The organism is Lentzea pudingi (assembly GCF_014646255.1).
GTDB lineage: Bacteria > Actinomycetota > Actinomycetes > Mycobacteriales > Pseudonocardiaceae > Lentzea > Lentzea pudingi.
This window is the reverse complement of record NZ_BMNC01000006.1, coordinates 570,995-589,631: the sequence shown is the minus strand read 5'-3', so window position 1 is coordinate 589,631 and position 18,637 is coordinate 570,995. Positions and strand designations below refer to the sequence as shown.

22 protein-coding genes are annotated in these 18,637 nt (G+C 68.5%); 13 read left to right on the top strand and 9 right to left on the bottom strand.

Features of this window, described 5'->3' with window-relative positions:
* Positions 1 to 50 precede the first annotated feature (50 nt).
* From IEY88_RS24650 to IEY88_RS24620, 7 genes are read left to right on the top strand one after another with little or no spacing between them, the layout of a single operon-like run.
* Entirely contained in the window at positions 51 to 1,196 is a 1,146-nt protein-coding gene (locus IEY88_RS24650; protein WP_189157163.1) for an acyl-CoA dehydrogenase family protein, read from the top strand.
* Between the two features lie 10 nt (positions 1,197 to 1,206).
* Positions 1,207 to 2,403, top strand: coding sequence for an acetyl-CoA C-acetyltransferase (locus IEY88_RS24645; RefSeq protein WP_189157162.1), 1,197 nt, complete (start codon positions 1,207 to 1,209; stop codon positions 2,401 to 2,403).
* A complete protein-coding gene (locus IEY88_RS24640) occupies positions 2,403 to 3,161 on the top strand; it encodes an SDR family NAD(P)-dependent oxidoreductase (RefSeq protein ID WP_189157161.1) in 759 nt (252 codons plus the stop codon). The genes IEY88_RS24645 and IEY88_RS24640 overlap by 1 nt, the downstream gene beginning before the upstream one ends.
* 14 nt (positions 3,162 to 3,175) lie before the next feature.
* Positions 3,176 to 4,303: a hypothetical protein gene (locus tag IEY88_RS24635; RefSeq protein ID WP_189157160.1), complete on the top strand. Its 1,128-nt coding sequence runs from the start codon at positions 3,176 to 3,178 to the stop codon at positions 4,301 to 4,303.
* Positions 4,300 to 5,718 (top strand): vWA domain-containing protein, encoded by a 1,419-nt coding sequence (locus IEY88_RS24630; protein ID WP_189157159.1) that lies wholly within the window; start codon positions 4,300 to 4,302, stop codon positions 5,716 to 5,718. The genes IEY88_RS24635 and IEY88_RS24630 overlap by 4 nt, the downstream gene beginning before the upstream one ends.
* On the top strand, positions 5,705 to 6,412 hold the full coding sequence (locus tag IEY88_RS24625) for a hypothetical protein (protein WP_189157158.1): 708 nt from the start codon (positions 5,705 to 5,707) through the stop codon (positions 6,410 to 6,412). The genes IEY88_RS24630 and IEY88_RS24625 overlap by 14 nt, the downstream gene beginning before the upstream one ends.
* A 22-nt stretch (positions 6,413 to 6,434) precedes the next feature.
* Entirely contained in the window at positions 6,435 to 6,977 is a 543-nt protein-coding gene (locus IEY88_RS24620; RefSeq protein WP_189157157.1) for a 3'-5' exonuclease, read from the top strand.
* Between the two features lie 2 nt (positions 6,978 to 6,979).
* Here IEY88_RS24620 and IEY88_RS24615 read toward each other — a convergent pair whose 3' ends face one another.
* A complete protein-coding gene (locus IEY88_RS24615; RefSeq protein ID WP_189157156.1) occupies positions 6,980 to 7,237 on the bottom strand; it encodes a hypothetical protein in 258 nt (85 codons plus the stop codon).
* Between the two features lie 73 nt (positions 7,238 to 7,310).
* On the opposite strand from IEY88_RS24615, the gene IEY88_RS24610 reads away from it, so the two are divergent.
* A complete protein-coding gene (locus tag IEY88_RS24610) occupies positions 7,311 to 8,117 on the top strand; it encodes a helix-turn-helix domain-containing protein (protein WP_189157155.1) in 807 nt (268 codons plus the stop codon).
* An 8-nt stretch (positions 8,118 to 8,125) separates the two neighbouring features.
* Positions 8,126 to 8,305, top strand: a complete 180-nt coding sequence (locus IEY88_RS24605) for a DUF397 domain-containing protein (RefSeq protein ID WP_189157154.1) — start codon at positions 8,126 to 8,128, stop codon at positions 8,303 to 8,305.
* Here IEY88_RS24605 and IEY88_RS24600 read toward each other — a convergent pair.
* Positions 8,295 to 9,350, bottom strand: coding sequence for a DUF2855 family protein (locus tag IEY88_RS24600; protein ID WP_189157153.1), 1,056 nt, complete (start codon positions 9,348 to 9,350; stop codon positions 8,295 to 8,297). The two genes, IEY88_RS24605 and IEY88_RS24600, sit on opposite strands and share 11 nt — an antisense overlap.
* Positions 9,351 to 9,388: 38 nt before the next feature.
* Between IEY88_RS24600 and IEY88_RS24595 the strand changes: the two genes are divergently transcribed.
* The gene (locus IEY88_RS24595) at positions 9,389 to 9,955 is read left to right on the top strand and encodes a TetR/AcrR family transcriptional regulator (RefSeq protein ID WP_229693707.1); all 567 of its coding nucleotides are present in this window, start codon (positions 9,389 to 9,391) and stop codon (positions 9,953 to 9,955) included.
* On the opposite strand, the gene IEY88_RS24590 is transcribed toward IEY88_RS24595, so the two are convergent.
* Positions 9,956 to 10,408, bottom strand: a complete 453-nt coding sequence (locus IEY88_RS24590) for a MaoC family dehydratase (protein ID WP_189157151.1) — start codon at positions 10,406 to 10,408, stop codon at positions 9,956 to 9,958.
* A gap of 5 nt (positions 10,409 to 10,413) precedes the next feature.
* Positions 10,414 to 11,166 carry an SDR family oxidoreductase gene (locus IEY88_RS24585; protein ID WP_189157150.1) on the bottom strand — a complete coding sequence of 251 codons (753 nt, stop codon included), beginning with the start codon at positions 11,164 to 11,166 and terminating at the stop codon, positions 10,414 to 10,416.
* Between the two features lie 131 nt (positions 11,167 to 11,297).
* On the opposite strand from IEY88_RS24585, the gene IEY88_RS24580 reads away from it, so the two are divergent.
* Complete coding sequence (locus tag IEY88_RS24580; protein ID WP_189157149.1) at positions 11,298 to 12,098, top strand: SDR family NAD(P)-dependent oxidoreductase; 801 nt, start codon at positions 11,298 to 11,300, stop codon at positions 12,096 to 12,098.
* A 2-nt stretch (positions 12,099 to 12,100) separates the two neighbouring features.
* On the top strand, positions 12,101 to 13,072 hold the full coding sequence (locus IEY88_RS24575; protein ID WP_189157148.1) for a quinone oxidoreductase family protein: 972 nt from the start codon (positions 12,101 to 12,103) through the stop codon (positions 13,070 to 13,072).
* A gap of 564 nt (positions 13,073 to 13,636) precedes the next feature.
* Here the strand turns inward: IEY88_RS24575 and IEY88_RS24570 are convergent.
* The 5 genes from IEY88_RS24570 to IEY88_RS24550 all read right to left on the bottom strand — a co-directional run bounded on the left by IEY88_RS24570 (position 13,637) and on the right by IEY88_RS24550 (position 17,275).
* Complete coding sequence (locus tag IEY88_RS24570) at positions 13,637 to 14,083, bottom strand: DUF6319 family protein (RefSeq protein ID WP_229693706.1); 447 nt, start codon at positions 14,081 to 14,083, stop codon at positions 13,637 to 13,639.
* 92 nt (positions 14,084 to 14,175) lie between these two features.
* Positions 14,176 to 14,397 carry a hypothetical protein gene (locus IEY88_RS24565; RefSeq protein WP_229693705.1) on the bottom strand — a complete coding sequence of 74 codons (222 nt, stop codon included), beginning with the start codon at positions 14,395 to 14,397 and terminating at the stop codon, positions 14,176 to 14,178.
* Positions 14,394 to 15,560, bottom strand: coding sequence for a S8 family peptidase (locus tag IEY88_RS24560; protein WP_189157146.1), 1,167 nt, complete (start codon positions 15,558 to 15,560; stop codon positions 14,394 to 14,396). Before IEY88_RS24560 ends, IEY88_RS24565 begins: the two co-directional genes overlap by 4 nt.
* A 63-nt stretch (positions 15,561 to 15,623) precedes the next feature.
* A complete protein-coding gene (locus tag IEY88_RS24555; RefSeq protein ID WP_373294172.1) occupies positions 15,624 to 16,775 on the bottom strand; it encodes a cation:proton antiporter in 1,152 nt (383 codons plus the stop codon).
* Between the two features lie 26 nt (positions 16,776 to 16,801).
* Complete coding sequence (locus IEY88_RS24550; RefSeq protein ID WP_189157144.1) at positions 16,802 to 17,275, bottom strand: cation:proton antiporter regulatory subunit; 474 nt, start codon at positions 17,273 to 17,275, stop codon at positions 16,802 to 16,804.
* An 18-nt stretch (positions 17,276 to 17,293) separates the two neighbouring features.
* On the opposite strand from IEY88_RS24550, the gene IEY88_RS24545 reads away from it, so the two are divergent.
* On the top strand, positions 17,294 to 18,412 hold the full coding sequence (locus IEY88_RS24545) for a DUF1015 family protein (protein WP_189157143.1): 1,119 nt from the start codon (positions 17,294 to 17,296) through the stop codon (positions 18,410 to 18,412).
* The last annotated feature ends 225 nt before the right edge of the window (positions 18,413 to 18,637 follow it).

Sequence of the window (18,637 nt, the reverse complement as noted above, 5' to 3'; positions counted from 1 at the left end):
CGCTAAGCGTGCGCTTAGCTCTAAGCAACCGCTTAGTATGGAGGTTAGTCGTGCAGCGGACGCTGTTCAACGAGGATCACGCCGCGTTCCGGGAGTCGGCGAAGGCGTTCGTCGAGCGCACGATCACCCCGAACGTCGAGAAGTTCATCGAGCAGCGGGTGATCGACCGCGACGTGTGGCTGGAGGCCGGACGCCAGGGCCTGCTGGGTCTCGAGATCCCGGAGGAGTACGGCGGCAGCGGCGCGAACGACTACCGCTTCAACACCGTCTTCGCCGAGGAGTTGTGCCGGGTCAACGCCGCGGTCGCGTCGTCGCTCGGCATCCACGGCGACGTCGTGGCGCCCTACCTCGTCGACCTGTGCACCGAGGAGCAGAAGCAGCGCTGGCTGCCCGGCATGTGCACCGGCGAGATCAAGACCGGCATCGCGATGACCGAACCGTCCGGCGGCTCCGACCTCGCCGCGTTGAAGACCAACGCCGTGCGCGACGGTGACGACTGGATCCTCAACGGCTCCAAGACGTTCATCACCAACGGCTACACCGCCGACATGATCGTCGTCGCGGCCCGCACCGACCCGTCCAAGGGCGCGCGCGGCATCACGCTGTTCGCCGTCGAGGACGGCATGCCCGGTTTCGAGCGCGGCCGCAAGCTCGACAAGGTCGGCCAGCACCCGTCCGACACCGCGGAGCTGTTCTTCTCCGACGTCCGCCTCTCCGCCGAGCACATGATCGGCGACGAGGGCCAGGGCTTCATCTACATGATGGAACGCCTGCCGCAGGAGCGGATCGGTGGCGCCATCTCCAACCTGGCGCACGCGCAGGGCGTTTTCGACGAGACGCTCGAGTACGTCAAGGAGCGCAAGGCCTTCGGCCAGGCGATCGGCAAGTTCCAGCACAACAAGTTCCTGCTCGCCGAGCTGCGCACGAAGCTGGACGTCTCGCAGGCGTTCATCGACACGCTGACCATGCAGCACGTCCGCGGCGAGCTGAGCCCGGTCGAGGCGGCGCAGGCGAAGTACTGGAGCGCCGACATCGAGAACGAGGTCATCGACGCCTGCGTGCAGCTGCACGGCGGCTACGGCTACATGACCGAGTACCGCGTCGCCCGCGCGTGGATGGACGCCCGCGTCACGAAGATCTGGGCGGGCTCCAACGAGATCATGAAGGAACTCATCGGCCGCGACCTGGGCCTGTAGGGAGAACGGCATGCCTGAAGCAGTCATCGTCTCCACCGCCCGGTCGCCGATCGGCCGTGCCCGCAAGGGGTCTCTCGCGTCGTTGCGGCCGGACGACCTGGCCGCGCAGGTGATCTCGGCCGCGCTGGGCGACATCCCGGCGTCCGAGATCACCGATCTGCACCTCGGATGCGCCGAGTCGCAGGACGAGCACGGCCAGAACATCGCGCGCCGCGTCGCCGTGCAGCTCGGGCACGACTCGTTGCCCGGCACGACGGTCAACCGGTTCTGCGCGTCCTCGGTGCAGACCGCGCGGATGGCCTTCCACGCCGTCAAGGCGGGGGAGGGCAACGCGTTCATCTCGGCCGGCGTCGAGTGCGTCTCCCGGTACATGCACGCCGGCGCGCCGTCGTTCAACCCGCTGTTCGCCGAGGCGCAGCAACGGACTCTCGACACGGCCGCGTCCAACACGCCGTGGACCGACCCGCGGCTCGAAGGCAAGCTGCCCGACTACTACATCGCGATGGGCCAGACGGCCGAGAACGTCGCGACGCAGATGGGCATCTCGCGGCACGACCAGGACGAGTTCGGCGTGCGGTCGCAGAACCTCGCGGAGAAGGCGATCGCGGACGGGTTCTTCGCCCGCGAGATCACGCCCGTGACGCTGCCCGACGGCACGGTCGTCTCGACCGACGACGGCCCGCGCGCCGGGGTGACCCTGGAAGCCGTGTCGTCGCTGAAGCCCGTCTTCCGGCCCGAGGGCACGATCACCGCCGGCAACTGCTGCCCGTTGAACGACGGCGCGGCCGCTGTCGTGATCATGAGTGACGTGCGGGCACGCGAGCTCGGGCTGACCCCGTTGGCGCGCATCGTGTCCACGGGTGTTTCCGGCCTCTCGCCGGAGATCATGGGCCTCGGCCCGGTCGAGGCCACGAAGCAGGCGCTGGGCCACGCCGGTCTGTCCATTTCGGACATAGACCTGGTGGAGATCAACGAGGCGTTCGCCGTGCAGGTGCTCGGGTCCCAGCGCGCGCTGGGCATCGACATCGACAAGCTCAACGTGCACGGCGGGGCGATCGCGCTGGGCCACCCGTTCGGCTCGACCGGCGCGCGGATCATGACGACGCTGATCAACGGCATGCGGGCCCGCGACGCCCAGTTCGGCCTCGAGACGATGTGCGTCGGCGGCGGTCAGGGCATGGCGATCATCCTGGAAAGGCTTTCGTAGTGGGAATCCTCGACAAGTTCCGTCTCGACGGGAAGGTCGCGATCGTCACCGGCGCGTCCTCGGGTCTCGGCGTCGCGTTCGCTCGCGGCCTCGCCGAGGCGGGCGCGGACATCGTGCTCGCCGCCCGTCGCGCGGACAAGCTGAAGGACACGGCAGCCCTGGTCGAGGCGGTCGGACAGCGCGCTCTGGTCGTGCAGGCCGACGTCTCGAAGCCCGAGGACTGCCGCGAGGTCGCCCGTGCGGCAGCCGAGTTCGGCACGGTCGCGGTGCTCGTGAACAACGCCGGTGTCGCGTCGGCCGTCCCGGCGTCGCGCGAGACGCCGGAGGAGTTCCGCGGCGTCATGGACGTGAACCTCAACGGCGCCTACTGGATGGCTCAGGCCGCCGCGTCGGTCATGAAGTCCGGCGGCTCGATCATCAACATCTCCAGCGTGCTCGGCCTAGTCACCGGCGGCATCCCGCAGGCCGCGTACTCGGCGTCGAAGGCCGGTCTGCTCGGCCTGACGCGGGACCTGGCGCAGCAGTGGACCGGGCGCAAGGGCATCCGGGTGAACGCGATCTGCCCGGGGTTCTTCTCCTCGGAGATGACCGACCAGTACCCGCCCGGGTACCTCGAGAAGATGCAGGCCTCTCTGCCATCCGGGCGAATCGGTGACCCGGAGGAACTAGCCGCGGCCGTTCTCTTCCTGGCCTCCCCGGCGGGCGGTTACGTTACTGGCGAGACGCTCGTCGTCGACGGTGGTGCCGTGATCGTCTGACTCCAGGGGGAGCCGTGCGGGAGCCCGAGTTCAAGGTCGTCGACCCGCGAAGACGGTTCCTGCTGTGGTTCGTGCCGCCGCTGGCGGTGTTCGTGTGCGGGCTGGTGGTGCTGCTGGTGTCAGGGCACATCACCGGCCCGTTCCGGTCTGTCACGGTGGTGCGGGCGCTGTTCGCGTCCAAGCGCGACTTCTTCCAGGACGAGCAGGTCAAGCGCATCCTGATGGCGCGCGGCTACCAGGTGCACGTGACGCCGATCGGCTCCCGGGACCTGGCCGACAAGCCCGACCTCGACTCGTACCACTTCGTGTTCCCGTCGGGACATGTGGCGAACGAGCACGTGAAGTCGCGCCGGGCCGGCAAGCACGTCGTGCCGTACCGGCCGTTCTTCACCCCCGTCGTGCTGGCCACGTTCCGCGAGTACGCCGAGGCCTTGAAAGAGGCGAATGTCGCGCAACCGCACGGCCAGAGCGAGAAGCCTCTCTACTACAACCTCGACATGGCCGCGTTGAAGAAGCTGGCCGACGACGCCACGCGGTGGAACCAGCTCGGCCTGGCCAACGGCAACCGGGTCATCGTGCAGTCGCCGGATCCCTGCAAGGCCTACTCGGGCGCGACGCTCGTCGGGTTCTTCGCGACCGCCTTCGGTGACGAGCCACCGCAGACCGTCGAGGCCGCGGAGAAGCTGGCGCTGGACGTCAAGCCGTACGTCGACGCGCAGGGCCAGGCCGGCGAGGACATGGCCCCGAAGTACTTCGTGCCGGAGGGCCGCACGCACGCCGTCATCGCCGTGATCTACGAGCACCAGTACATCGCGTACCAGTTGCGGCAGAAGAGCATCGACACCGAACGCGTGCTGCTGTACCCGAAGAAGCAGCACCAGAGCACGCCCGAGCTGATCTCGTTCACGCCGGAGGGCGACCGCATCGGCGAGCTGATGATGAACGACCCCGAACTGCGGCAGCGCGCGGTCGAGCTGGGCTTCCACTCGCTGGGCTGGAACGGGGAGACCGGCGCCGACTTCGGCGGCTACATCGCCGGCCGCGGGCTCCCGGAGCCGCCCGCCGGCGAGGAGGGCAGGGTGCAGCTGCCCAAGGCGGAGCTGTTCGAGCGCATGCTCGACGTCGTCGGCGACTGCAAATGAGGGCTCTGCTCGCGCTGCTGCTCCTGCTGGCGGCGTGCACGCCGAGCACCCCGCCGCCGGTGCGCCTGAAGGTGCTGGCGAGCACCGAACTGGCCGACCTCGGGCCGGTGCTGGCGGAGCTGAAGAAGGCCACCGGCGTCGAGTTGGCGGTCGAGCACCGCGGCACGGTCGAGGCCAGCTCGTCGCTCGCCGGGTTCGACCTGGCGTGGTTGTCCACCAACAGGTTCCTGCGGTTGCGGGGTGCCGAGCCCGAGCTGGCGACGAGCGTCATGACGTCCCCGGTGGTGCTCGGCGTGAAAGCCTCGAAGCGAGCAGTGCTGGGGGAGCGGCCGACGTGGGCGGACGTCGCGGACCGCGCCGCGCTGGGCCAGTTCCGGTACGGCATGGCCGATCCGCGCGTGTCCGGTGGCGGGATGGCCGCGTTGATCGGCGTCGCGACGGCGGCCGCGGGCACCGGTGCGCCGTTGCGGCCCGAGGACGTGAGCTGCGACCGGCTGCAGGGATTCCTCGCGGGACGCGCGTTCGACGTGCCGGACCCGGTCGGCGAGTTCACCCGCCGGTCCGATGTGGACGGGGTGGTCGCGCACGAGTCGGAGTTGTTGTCCCTGAACGCCTCCTTGCCGGAGCCGTTGGAGATCGTCTACCCGCGTGACGGCATCATCCTGTCGGACTACCCGCTCATGCTGCTGAAGCCCGAGCACCGGGCCACGTACGACCGTGTGGTCGAGTGGCTTCGAGCGCCCGCCGCCCAGCAGATGATCGCCGACCGCACCTGGCGCCGCCCCGTCGACCCTTCCGTGCAGCGCAACGAGAAGCTGCGCGCCGACCTCGGCACCGCGCTCTACTTCCCGGACAGATCCGAGGTGATCGACCGGCTGCTGCTGTTCCACGACCGCGCGGGCGACGGGCGTCAGGTGGTCTTCGTGCTGGACTACTCGACATCCATGCGGGGCGCGCGGCTCGCCGGGCTGCGGGAGGCGTTCGCGTCGCTCAACGGGTTCGACCGCTTCTACGTCGGCGAGACCGTGACGATCATCCGGTTCGCGGGCACCGTGCTGGAGGAACGCTCGATCACCGTGCGAGGCCGCGAAGACCTCGACGCGTTGCTGTCCGTCGTGGCGTCCGACGACCTGAGGGACAACACGGCCATCTGGGCGGCGTTGGACCGCGCCCTGCAACTGGCCCGGGGTGAGGCGGCGGTGGTGCTGATGACCGACGGCGAGAACAACGCGGGCCCGTCGGTGGACGAGTTCCTGCGCGTGGGCAGGGGAGAGGTGCCGGTGTTCCCGATCCGGTTCGGCGAGGCCTCGACGGCCGAGCTGGACCGGGTCGCGCAGGCGAGCGGCGGCCGTCTCGTGGAGGCGGGCGCGAAGTCGTTGCTGGAGGCGGTGAGGGAGATCCGTGGCTGTCGATAGGGCGCTCTGGTGGTCGGTCTCGTGGGGCTGGATCCTGGTGTGGGCGGCGACAGTCGTCGCGCTGGTCGTGGTCGGCGTGCTCGCGTGGCAGTGGCTGCGCCGTCGAGACCCGGAACCCGAGGTGCCCGGCCTGCTGTTCTACGTGCACGGCCAGCGGATGATCAACCTCTGCAAGATCGGCCGCTACGACGACGCCGTCACCCGCCAGTTCGTCAAGCAGATCACCGTCACCAAGAACGGCAAGCTGCAGGTCGGCCCGAGCGAGTTCGGCATCGGCGTCGACGGCTCGGTGGTCGAGCAGAACACCGACACCTACGAGAAGCCGGCCACGGAGATCGACGTGATCGGCGTGGTGCTGGCCGGCCTGCGCGCGGGCCACGGCGTGGTCGACGTCGACCTGACGAACGCAACGATCCGCGCGGACGACGCGTGGCGGCGGTCCAAAGCCAAGCGGCTCAACGACATCCGCGACTACGTCTCGTTGCACGGCCGGTTCGAGGCCGCTGCGGGCCAGGACCCGGCGGTGCTGATCGCGCCCGTCGGGGAGCACAAGGTACGGGTGGAGTGCGACAACGCGAGCCTGCGCGACACGCTGCCGCCCGGCCAGTTCAACGCGCGCTGCCTGGGCAAGGTCCAGTCGTGGAACGCGGCCACCGGCGAGATCGTGGTACTGCCGGTCGTCGTATTCCAGTAGACGCGTGGGGGACGATCAGCGCGTGATCGCGTTGGATGAAGTGCTGGTCGTCGACGTGGAGTCGACGTGCTGGGAGGGCGCGCCGCCGCCCGGTGAGACCTCGGAGATCATCGAGATCGGGATCTGCCCGCTCTCGGTGGCGTCTGGGGTACGGGGTGAGCGGCGTTCGGTGCTGGTGCGGCCCTCGCGGTCGTCGGTCAGTCCGTTTTGCACGCAGTTGACGACGCTGACCACGTCGCAGGTCGCCGACGGTGTCTCGTTCGCCGAGGCCTGCGCCTTGCTGCGCAAGGAGTACCGGTCGGACCGCCGGGTCTGGGCCTCGTACGGCGACTACGACCGGAAGATGTTCGAACGGCAGTGCGCGGACTTCGGTGTCCGGTACCCGTTCGGACCGCGGCACCTGAACGTCAAGACGTTGTTCGCGCTGGTGCACGCGTTGCCGCGGGAGGTCGGCATGGCCGAGGCGGTGCGGCTCGCCGGGAAGAAGATCGACGGCACGCACCACCGCGGCCACGACGACGCGTTCAACATCGCGGGGCTGCTGGCCGGTCTGCTCCGGCGGTGAGATCACCTGTTCGGAGGATTCCAGTCGATGCCGACCGTGCAGACACGGGTGGCGTCCCTCCACACCGTGATGGCGAACGTGCCCGCATCCGCTGACATTCGCGTGAGGTACTCGGTCGCGCAGGCGACCGTGTAGCGGGACTTCCAGTCGGCTTCATTCCTTATGTACCAACCATGATCTGTCACGGCCTCGACGTAGGCGAGGGTGAGCCGGCCGTTCTGGCCGCGCCGGTGGTACTGGATGCTGTGGACGTACTCCATGAGGTGGACGGTCCTCAACGGAACTCGCCGGCGTGATTCACGAATGTCAGATCTCGTCCGTAACGTTTGGGGTATGTCCGACCCCACGTTCCGGCAGGTTCGCCTCGGTGACGCGTTGAAGAGGCTGCGCGAACGGAGCGGGCTGAGCCAGCGCGAGGCGGCGTACCGCCTCCGGTACAACTACCAGAAGCTGAGCCGCATCGAGAACGGCCAGTTGCCGGAGTACCACGGCATGCGCGCGATGCTCGACCTCTACGGGGTGCTGGTGGCGGAAGAGGCGCCGTACATCGAGATGTGGGAACGGGCCAGCGAGAAGGGCTGGTGGCATCCGTACGGCATCGAGGACCTCGGCTACATCAGCCTGGAGCACGACGCCATTCGGGTAAGCGCGTTTTCCCTGGGTTACATCCCCGGTCTGCTGCAGACCGAGAGCTACATGCGGGCGGTGTTCCAGGGCTGGCAGGTTCAGCGATCACGGAAGTGGATCGAGAACGAGGTCGCGGTTCGCATTCGACGGCAGGAACGGCTCGCCGGAGAGCTGAGCTATCACGCGATCATCGCCGAACCGGCCTTCGCTCAGGCAGATCGTGAGCAGTTGCTGCACATCAATGACGTGGGTGCGCGGCTCAATGTGTCGGTGCAGGTACTGCCGAGCGTCGCAGGTCTGAACGACGGGTACAACGGATCGTTCCTCCTGCTGGACTTCGCTTACCCCGGTGATATGACAGTGCTCTACGTGGAGCATCCCGCTGGAGCCGCGCACGTTGAGAATGTTGCGCAGGTGAAGGCCAGTAAACTGGTCTTCAAGCACCTCTCGAAGCTGGCGCTGACTCCAGACGAGTCCGCCGAGTGGGTCGGGAGGTTGGCTGCCGAGAGGTAGGAATTGACATGTGGCGCAAGAGCAGCCGCAGCAATGGCGCGCAGGGTTCCGACTGCGTGGAGATCGCCCTGGACGGCTCCGCTGCTCGCATCCGTGACTCCAAGGGTCAGGCGGACGCCACCGTCGTGGCGCCCGCCTGGGGTGCGTTCCTTGCACTGGTCAAGGCCGCAGACCAGCTCAGAAAGTGATCACATCGGCCGTGTTCGGGTTCGTCTTGCCCGCCACCACCGCCCGCCACACCTCGACCAACTCCTCCGGCCCGCTGTGCTCGACCACGCCCACCCAGCTACCCGCCTGCGCCGTGAAGCCCCGCCAGGCCTCCCCGAACCGCTGAGCCAGCCCGTCGGAGCCCCAGTCGGCGGTGCGCTTGCGCAACTGCTCCGGCGCGAAGAAGAACTCCGAACGCGGGTCCTGCGACGCCGTCTGGTGGGTCAGCCCGATCGAGATGTCCTTCACCAGCGAGGTGCCCAGCAGGTCGTGCAGCGCCGACCGGACGTCGTCCGACCCGTTGAAGTCCAGGTACACCGAAGGTTCGACGTCCACCGAAGCGCCGTAGGGGAGCACGGTGTCGTAGAGGCCGAGGCTCTCGGTGAATTCCACGTTGCGGGGCGAGGTGAGCCCCACCAGCCGGACTCCACGGTCACGCAGGCACTGGGCGGTGCCGAACGCCGTCTTGCTGGACGCCGACGAGATCACGACCGTGCGGGCGCCGTGGAAGTCGTTGTCCACGAGCCGGTCGGCCAGCAGGAACGACGTCAGGAACAGCGGCCGGTACAGGACCTGCAGGTTTTCTAGCGACTCGTCGTACGCGGGGTCCTGCGAGGTGACGAGGTAGCTGTTGTAGACGGCCGGCAGGTCCGCGCGGTGGTCGGCGGTGTCCACGAAACCGGACGAGGTCAGGCGGGCGCGCACGACGAGGTGGCTCGCCATCGGCAGGTAGCCGTAGACGCGGGTGCCGGTGGGCAGTGCGTCCAATGTGGAGTCGACGACGTCGGCGAAGCCCCAGACCGGGACCACGCCCTGGCCGTCGCTGCCGGCGGGGAAGAAGCGCCAGTAGCCGATGAGGTCGCCGATCACGCCGTACGTGACGTTGTTGGCGGTGAGGCCCACCCGGCTGACGCGGAGCAGCACCTCGCAGTCCGACAGTTCGGCGAGCTCTGGGCGTTCGTCGTGCAGCACTTCGGTTTCGGTGAGGTCGCCGCGGTCGGCGACCACGGTCCAGCTGCTGATCATTGCCTGGATTCTCCTTGGTCGGGAGGTACGCTCCGAACGTGACCGTGCCTGAAAGACTGATCGACGCCGCCACCCGCCTGTTCGCGGACAAGGGGTACGAACGCGTCGCCGTGCAGGAGATCGTGGAGCACGCCGGTGTCACCAAAGGCGCTATGTACCACTACTTCGGGTCGAAGGACGACCTGCTGCACGAGATCTACGGGCGGTTGCTGCGCTTGCAGACCGAACACCTGGAGAAGATCGCGTCGAGCACCGGGCCCGTCACCGAACGGCTGCGCGAGGCCGCGATCGACGTCATCGTCACCAGCGTCGACGACTTCGACGCCGCCAAGGTGTTCTTCCGCTCGATGAACCACCTCTCGGCCGAGAAGCAGAAGGAGGTGCGGGCGGAGCGGCGGCGTTACCACGAGAAGTTCCGCGGGCTGGTCGAGGAGGGCCAGCAGGACGGCACGTTCCGCGCCGACGTGCCCGCCGACGTGGCCACGTACTACTTCTTCGGCTCGCTGCACCAGCTCGGCACCTGGTACCGCCCGGACGGCGACATGCCGCCCGGACGGCTGGCGGAGCACTACGCGGACCTGCTGATCCGCAGCCTCCAGCCCTGATCAGGGCACGATCACGCTGACGATCTCGGCGACGCACGCGGGCTTGTCGCTGCCCTCGATCTCGATGACGACCTTGGTCACGAGCTGCTTGCCCAGCGCGATGTCCGTGACGTCCAGCAGCTCGACCCCGCCGCGCACCCTGGCGCCGACCAGCACCGGCTGCGGGAAGCGGACCTTGTTGCTGCCGTAGTTCACGCCCATCTTGATGTTCTTCACGGTGTAGACGTCCCGCACCAGGTACGGCACTAGCGACAACGTCAGGTAGCCGTGCGCTACGGGTCCGCCGAAGGGGCCCTTGGCGGCCTTCTCGACGTCGATGTGGATCCACTGGTGGTCCAGCGTCGCGTCGGCGAACAGGTTGACCTGCTCCTGCGTGACCTCGTGCCACTCGCCGAACCCGAGGTGCTCGCCCTTGGCGGCGACCAGCTCGTTGATGGTCTCGAAAGCGCGCATGGTCCTCAGTCCTTCGGTCCGCCGGCGACGTAGATGACCTGGCCGGACACGAACCCGGCACCCTCGCTGACGAGGAACGACGCGGTGTGCGCGATGTCCTCGGGCTGACCGACGCGCGCGACCGGGATCGCCTGCGCCGCACCGGTGAGGAAGTCGTCGAACGAGATCTTCATGCGCTCGGCCGTCGCCTTGGTCATCTCGGTGGCGATGAAACCGGGCGCGATCGCGTTGACCGTGACGCCGAACTTGCCGAGCTCGATCGCGAGGGTCTTCGTGAAGCCCTGCAGACCGGCCTTGGCGGCGGAGTAGTTCGCCTGGCCGCGGTTGCCGAGAGCACTCGTGCTGGACAGGTTGACGATGCGGCCGAAGCCTTCCTTCGTCTGGAACGCCTGCACGGCCTTACTCATCAGGAACGCACCGCGCAGGTGGACGTTCATGACCGTGTCCCAGTCCGCGGAGGTCATCTTGAACAGCAGGTTGTCGCGCAGCACGCCCGCGTTGTTGATCAGCACGGTCGGCGCGCCGAGCTCCTCGGCGACCTTCGTGACCGCGGCGTTGACCTGCTCCTCGTCCGCCACGTCGACCTTGAGGCCGATGGCGCGCCCACCGCTCGCGACGATCTTGTCGGCGCCGTCGAGCACGCCCTGCTCGTCGAGGTCGAGCAACGCGACGGCCAGGCCGTCCGCGGCGAGGCGCTGCGCGACCGCGGCACCGATGCCACGAGCCGCGCCGGTGACGATCGCAACCCTGTCGGCCACGGGTCCTCCTTCGGTTTTCGGTGTGGTGAGCTAAGCAAGCGCTTAGTAACGTACCTATCAGTCCGCTTGACGTCCAGGTCTGTGCGGACGACCATACCGACTGGTCGGAATGTGGCAATTCGAGGAGGCAGGTGCCCGTGGACTTCACCGGCAAGGTCGCGCTCATCACCGGCGGATCCAACGGCATCGGCGCCGCGTCCGCCCGGCGTCTGGCATCGCTCGGCGTGCACGTCGTGGTCGCTGATGTGGACGCCGACCAGGGCAAAGCCGTAGCCGATGAGATCGGCGGCGTGTTCGTGCGGTGCGACGTGACTCAGGCTCAGGACTCGGCCGAGGCCGTGGCCGTCGCCGTCCGGGAGTTCGGTGGGCTCGACATCGCGTTCTTGAACGCCGGCATCGGCACCGGGTGCTCGCTGGGCGACGACTTCGACGTCGAGACGTACCGCCGTGCGATGGCCATCAACCTCGACGGGGTTGTTTACGGTGCCCACTACGCGTTGCCCGAGGTGCGCAAGCGCGGCGGCCAGATCATCGCCACCGCCTCGATGGCCGGTCTTATGGCCATGCCTGGCGATCCTGTCTATGGAGCCAACAAGGCCGCTGTCGTCGGTCTCGTGCGTTCGCTCGGTGGCGCGTATCCGGACGTGCGCGTGAACGCGTTGTGTCCTGGTTTCGCCGACACCAACATCATCGTGCCGCTGCGGTCGACGCTGGAGGAGATCGGCATGCCGATCATCCCGGTGTCCGCCGTCGTGGACGGCTTCATGTCCATTGTGGAGGGTTCGGGCACGGGCGAGGCCTGGTTCGTGCAGGCCGGCCGTCCGTCGGAGCCGTTCGGGTTCCGCAACCCGCCCGGGCCCCGCAACGCCGACGGCTCGCGCATCGGTGCTGCCTCCCTGGACCCCGTTTCCATCGCGCTTGAGGAGAACTGACCGTGCGTGCCATCCAGATCACCGAGTTCGGTGGGCCCGAGGTGTTGCAGCAGGTGGAGCTGCCCGATCCCGTTGCTGGGGAGGGGGAGGTGCTGATCTCCGTTTCGCGGGCTGGGTTGAACTACGCCGACACGCATCAGGCGGAGAACTCGTACCTAGCTCAGATGACGCTGCCACTGGTGCCTGGTGGTGAGGTCGTCGGGGTTACTGCTGATGGTCGCCGGGTTGTGGCGCTGACCAAGAACTCCGGTGGGTACGCGGAGAAGGCTGTGGCGCCTGCGCTCACCACCTTCGACGTTCCCGATGGTGTGGACGATCTGACGGCGTTGTCGTTGATCGTGCAGGGGGCTACTGCCTGGTTGCTGCTGCGGAAGTCGACTCACATGGAGGCCGGTGAGTCGGTTGTCGTGCACGCCGCTGCTGGTGGGGTGGGGACTATCGCGGTGCAGTTGGCCAAGTTGTGGGGTGCGGGGCGGGTCATCGCCACCGCTTCTTCTGAGGAGAAGCGGAAGCTGGCGCTTGATCTTGGGGCTGATGTCGCGATCGACTCCCGTTCAGAGGACATGACTGCCGCGTTGAAGGAAGCCAATGGTGGGCGGCGGGTTGACGTCGTGTTGGACATGACTGGAGGTGCTACCACTGACCAGTCGTTGGTTGCGTTGGCTCCGTTTGGGCGGCTTGCGTTTTATGGGATGGCCTCGCGGGAGAGGCCGAAGCCGGTCGACCTTGGGGCGTTGTTGGTGCACTCCACGGCCGTTGCGGGTATGTGGTTGCCCCACGCCCTGAAGGTGCGCGACGCCGAGCATGGGACGTTGGCGCATCGGGCTATGGCTGAGCTGTTTCAGCTTGTTGTGGATGGGAAGTTGAAGGCTGTTCCTGGTGGGGAGTACGGGTTGGGGGAGGTTCGGCAGGCTCACGAGGATTTGAGGGCTCGTCGGACTGCTGGGAAGCTGGTTTTGGACCCGTCGCGATAGTGCGAGGGGTGCTGTTGCGGGCGGCCTGTTGCGGTTGCGTGCTTTCCCTGGGGGCTCTGCCCCCAGACCCCCGGCAATCTGATCAGGGGGCCAGCGCTGTCTGCGGGTAGATGGCACGCCTGTTGCTTTGAGCGGCTGCCGGTTGCGTAGTTGTGTGCGTTGGCGGTGGGGTCCCATCACGAGCCGAGCCAAGAGCGGGCCACACCTGAGGGGTGAGGTCAAGTCGACGAAAAGCGTGTCGACTTGACCTCACCCCTCAGGTGCAGCAAGTGCTATGGCGCGACTCGTGATGGGACCCCACCGCCCAGTGCGCTTGCTAAGGACGGCTCGCCTTCGGCATCGCGGACCGAAGGACGGCTCGCCTCCGGCATCGCGCTCGATCTGGCTTTCCGATCTTGTCGGTGCCGCCTTGTACGTTGGGTCGCGGGGGAGCCAAGTCTCAAGGGGACCCTTGCGTGAGCCTGCGGTGATCCCTTGCCGCGCATCCCTCCGCCTCCGGCCCTGCGCATGCGAAAGGACGGCCCGCGTTGTGCGGGCCGCCCTTTGGCGTGCTGAGCTCCGGACTTACTCGGAAAGCTCCGCCAGCTGGGCCTTCACCCTGGCCAGCTCGGCCTCCAGCTCCTCCATGCGGGTGCGGTGCTGGTCGCGCGCCGCCTCGAGCACCGACTCGATGCCCGTGGCGATGTCCTCGTGCAGCTCCTTGGCCGCCTTGGCGACGGCGATGGCCGGGATGACCAGGCCCGACACGACGCGCTGCGTGCCGTGGACCAGGTCTGCCTGCCACTCGCCCTCGGCGGTGCCGGTGACGGTGAGCGTGAGCTCGACGGTGCGAGTCTTCTTCGCCGTGCTCTTCGGGCGGCCGGCCTTCGGCTTCTCAGCCTTGGGGGCCTCTGCCTTCGGAGCCTCGGCGGGCTTGGGAGCCTCGACGGGCTTCGGGGCCTCGGCCTCGGGGGTTGCCGTCTCCACGACGGTCTCCTCGACTGCCTGCACCTCGGTGAGCGTGTCCGACACGATCAGGTTCCTCTCTGCGCAGCGACGTGACCCCGCGCACAGCATAGAACACGTGTTCGATCAGCCGCGTGTGGGGTCAGCAGAGAGCCTAGTCAGTACGGCGGGAGCTGCACGCGCCACTGCCGTTCGACGTCGATGACGCCGGGTACGGCCTGCAGGGCCGGGATGGCCCTGACCTCGGCGGTGCCGGTGACCACGCCCAGGGCTTCCAGGACCGTGTCGACCACCAGGCCCGCCTCCCGCAGGTCGTCGAGGACCCGCGGGAGGCTGCCGTCCTTCACGGAGACCATCACCTGGTCCACCGAAGCGGTCATGGCGCCTGGACGAGTCCGGAGCCGATGTCGGTGGACGGCAGGGGGAGGCGCAGCGCCGTGCCGACCAGGCGGGCCCACAGTTCGTAGCCTCGTGCGCCGGTCTTCTCCGCGATCAGCACCGCCACGCCTGCCACGTGCGGCGTCGCCATCGACGTGCCGCGCAGGCGGGAGTACTTCTGCGGGAGCTTGAACGACGAGTAGACGTCCACGCCCGGTGCGCACACGTCGATCTGGCCGATCTTGTCCGCCGAGCCCGAGGAGAACGACGCGATCGCGCGGTTCACGTCGATCGCCGCCACCGCGATGATGCTGGGGCAGCGGGCCGGGTGGCCGACCGGCGCGACGCGGGCCGGGCGGGAGGACGCGTTGCCCGCCGCGGCGATGATCAGCGTGCCCTTGGCCAGGGCTCGCTGGGCGACGGTCTCGTAGATCTGCGAGTACGGCGTGTTCACCGGGACGTCGGCGCCCAGGGACATCGAGATGATCGCGCAGCCGTTCGAGACCGCCCAGTCGATGCCGCCGAGGATGCCGCCGTCGGAGCCGGAGCCCGCGTTCGACAGGACCTTGCCCGCGAAGATCTCGGCCTCGTGCGCGACGCCGTAGCCGGGCAGGGTGGCGGGCTTGCGCGGGCCCGCGGACGTGCCGATGCAGTGCGTGCCGTGGCCGTGGCCGTCCTGCACGTCCTCGCCGGTGATGAACGACTTCGTGGTGATCGCGCGGGCCGTGAAGTCCGGGTGGTTCTTCTCCCAGCCGGTGTCCAGGACCGCGATCTTGACGCCCTTGCCGGTGGCCGTGCTGACGTCCGCGCCGACCGCCTGCAGCCCCCAGGTCAGCACGGACTCGTCCACGGCCTGCACCTCGGACTCCGCGGCCGGTGCGGCGTCGTCGTCCTGGAACACGTGCACGACGCGTTCCGGCTCGACGATCTGGACCGGGCCGGGCCGGTCGGCCGCGCCGTTCAGCTCGCCCAGCAGGTTCGGGTCGCCGGACACCACGGCGACGCCGAGCTCCGGGAACACCTGCAGCGTGTCCGAGCCGATCTCACCGGTGTTCGGGTCGAACCCGGCGATCGCACCGAGTTCGGCCAGCCCCTCTTCGACGGCGTCCTCCTGCAGCAGCACCAGGAATCGGCCTGTGGTCTCCACTTCCGCGGGTTCGGTCATGACGCTTCGCCCCTACTCTCCGTCTAGCCCTCACTAGAGAGTCGTCACATCGGGGCTGTTGTTTCAGGCCATTTGCCTTCTGCGCTGAAAGAATTCACCGATTGGCTCAACGTACTTGGCCGCGATGGGCCCGAGGATCGCCATGAGCAGCACGTACGCGGTCGCGAGCGCCGCCAGGTCGTTGTGCACCTGACCGGACGCCACGGCCAGGCCGGCGATGACGATGGAGAACTCGCCGCGCGCCACCAAAGCGACCCCCGCACGCATGCGGCCCATCTTCCCGATGCCCTGACGACGCGCCGCCCACCAGCCCGTGAAGACCTTCGTGGCGGTCGTGACGGCGGCCAGCGCCACCGCGATCCCGAGCACGGGCGGGATCGAGGCCGGGTCGGTGTTCAGCCCGAACACCACGAAGAACATCGCGGCGAAGAGGTCGCGGAGCGGTTCGAGCAGACGCGTCGCGTTCTCGGCCGTCGACCCGGAGATCGCGATGCCGAGCAGGAACGCGCCGACCGCCGCCGAGACCTGCAACTGCGAGGCGACGCCCGCGACGAGCAAGGCCGAGCCGAGCAGCTTGAGGAGGAACACCTCGTGGTCGGGACTGTCCACAATGGCCGAGATGAACCGGCCGTACTTCAACGCCACCACCAGGACCACGGTGATCGCGAGCAACGAGATGCCGACCGAGGTCAGTCCGCCGAGGAAGCTCACACCGGCCAGCACGGCTGTGAGCACCGGCAGGTACACGGCCATCGCCAGGTCCTCGAACACGAGCACGGACAGCACGACCGGCGTCTCGCGGTTGCCCAGCCGGCCCAGGTCACCGAGGACCTTCGCGACGATGCCCGACGACGAGATGTACGTGACGCCCGCCATCGCGAGCGCGCCGACGGTGCCCCAGCCGAGCAGGTAGGCGGCGATCGCGCCCGGCGCCGCGTTGAGCACCAGGTCGAGCACGCCCGCCATCCAGGACTTCTTCAGCCCGGTGGTGAGTTCCGAGGCCGAGTACTCGAGGCCGAGCAGCAGCAGGAGCAGCACGACGCCGATCTCGCTGGCGAGGTGGGTGAACTCCTCGATGCCGTGCAAGGGGATCAAACCACCCTTGCCGAACGCGAGCCCGCCGATCAGGTACAGCGGGATCGGGGAGATTCCGGCACGTCGAGCCACACGACCCAGCAGACCGAGGCCGAAGAACACCGCGCCGAGCTGGATCATGGCAATGGTTGTCTCATGCACTGTGCTTAACCGCCGTGGAAGATCTCAGCGGCGGCGTCGAGGCCCTCCGCGGTACCGACGACGACCGCGAGGTCACCGTTCTCGAAGATGAAGTCGGGGCCGGGCGACGGGTGAGCGTTGCCGGCGCGCACGACTGCCACGATGGACGCACCGGTCCGCGTGCGCAGGGCGGTCTCGCCGAGGGTGTGGTTCACGAACGCCGTCACCGGGAGCTGACGCGTCGTGATGCCCGCGATGTCCCGGGTCTCCTCGCGCAGGTGGGCGACGAGCTGCGGCGCGCCGAGCAGGCCCGCGAGCGTGCCCGCCTCCTCCGGTGAGAGGGGTATCGAGGCGGCGCAGGAGTCGGGATCCGACGCCTTGGACAGGATCAGCTCGAACCGGCCGTCCCGATACGTGATCACGCCGACCCGGCGCCCGGCGCGGATGGTGAAGTCCTGACGCGTCCCGATGCCCGGCAGGGGCGTGATCTCTACGTTCACACAGATCATGATACGTGGATGTTCCAAGAAGATACGACGGCGCTGCGAGTCCGTCCGGTGCGGCGCGGCTGGGTGGTGCGCGAACGCGTGCCCGGCCCGGACGTCGACGAGTTCGCCGAACCCGGCCAGGTGATCGGCGCGCTCGCGAGAGCCCCGCACGGCACGCTGCTGGCCGTCCAGCACCCCCACCGCACGCCTGCCGCGCTGGCCGCGGGCACCGGGCTGCTCGACGCGCTGCCCGCCGCACGCGCCGAACTGGCCGCGTTGATCCGCAGGGCGTACGTCGAGGTCACCGACGTCGTAGCGCCGTACCGGGTGGACGGTCCGGACGGGACGGCGTGCGGGTTGCTGTGCCTGGTGGACCCGGACGGCATCGAGCACACCGAGGACGTCTATCCGGACGTCGTCGCCGAACGCGGGCAGGTGCTGGCGTCGCTGGGCATCGCGACGAGCGCGGCCATGCTCGTTCCGATCACCCCGCACGACGGGCTGACGGACCTCGTGCTCGGCATGACCGGGGAGCCCGCCGTGTCGCTCGTGGACTCGGGCGGGCGGCGGCACTGGGTGTGGCTGGTCGGGCCGGGTGCGGAGCAGGACGCGTTCATCGAGGCGGCGGGGGCGCACCCGTTGCTCGTCGCGGACGGCAACCACCGGGTCGCGGCGGCACGGGAGGCGGGGCTCGCCGGGTTGCTGGCGCTCGTCACGTCCGGACCGGGGCTGCGGGTCGGTCCGATCCACCGCGCGATCGTCGGCAGCGGGCTGGGCGCGTCCGATCTGGTGGCGGCGTGGGAACGGGCCGGGCTGACGGTGTCGTCGTTGCCGTACGTCGTGGATCCGGAACCGGGCGTGGTCGTGGTGCGGTGCCCCGACGAGGTGCTGCGGGTCGAACTGCCAGCGGGGCAGGGGGTCGACCACGCCGTGGTGGAGTCGTTGCTGCTGGACCAGGCGCTCGGGCTCGACCCGGAGAGCCCGTGCGTGCGGGCGGTCGTCGACCCGTCCGTGGAAGCCGAGGCGGTGTTGCTGATCGCGCCCGTCCCGCTGCGGGAAGTGCTGGCGGGCACCAAGATGCCGCGCAAGAGCACCTACTTCACGCCCAAGCCGCGGAGCGGACTTCTGCTGGCCGACCTGGCACCGTAGGGCCCTGCCCGGCGAGTTCGTTCGGCCCTGGTCGACTGTCGGGCACGCGTTGAAAATTGTCGCATGCACGACGACGCGTCACCCTAGTTGCCGCCGACCCGCTGTTGTCGCGGTGTGACAAGGCTTTCGCGCACTCGGCCAGTGCCGCCGTGCGCCGCGACTTCCTCCTCGTCCTGAATTTCGCCCAGGACGAGGATCTGGTGGCGAACATCCGTGACCGGAGGG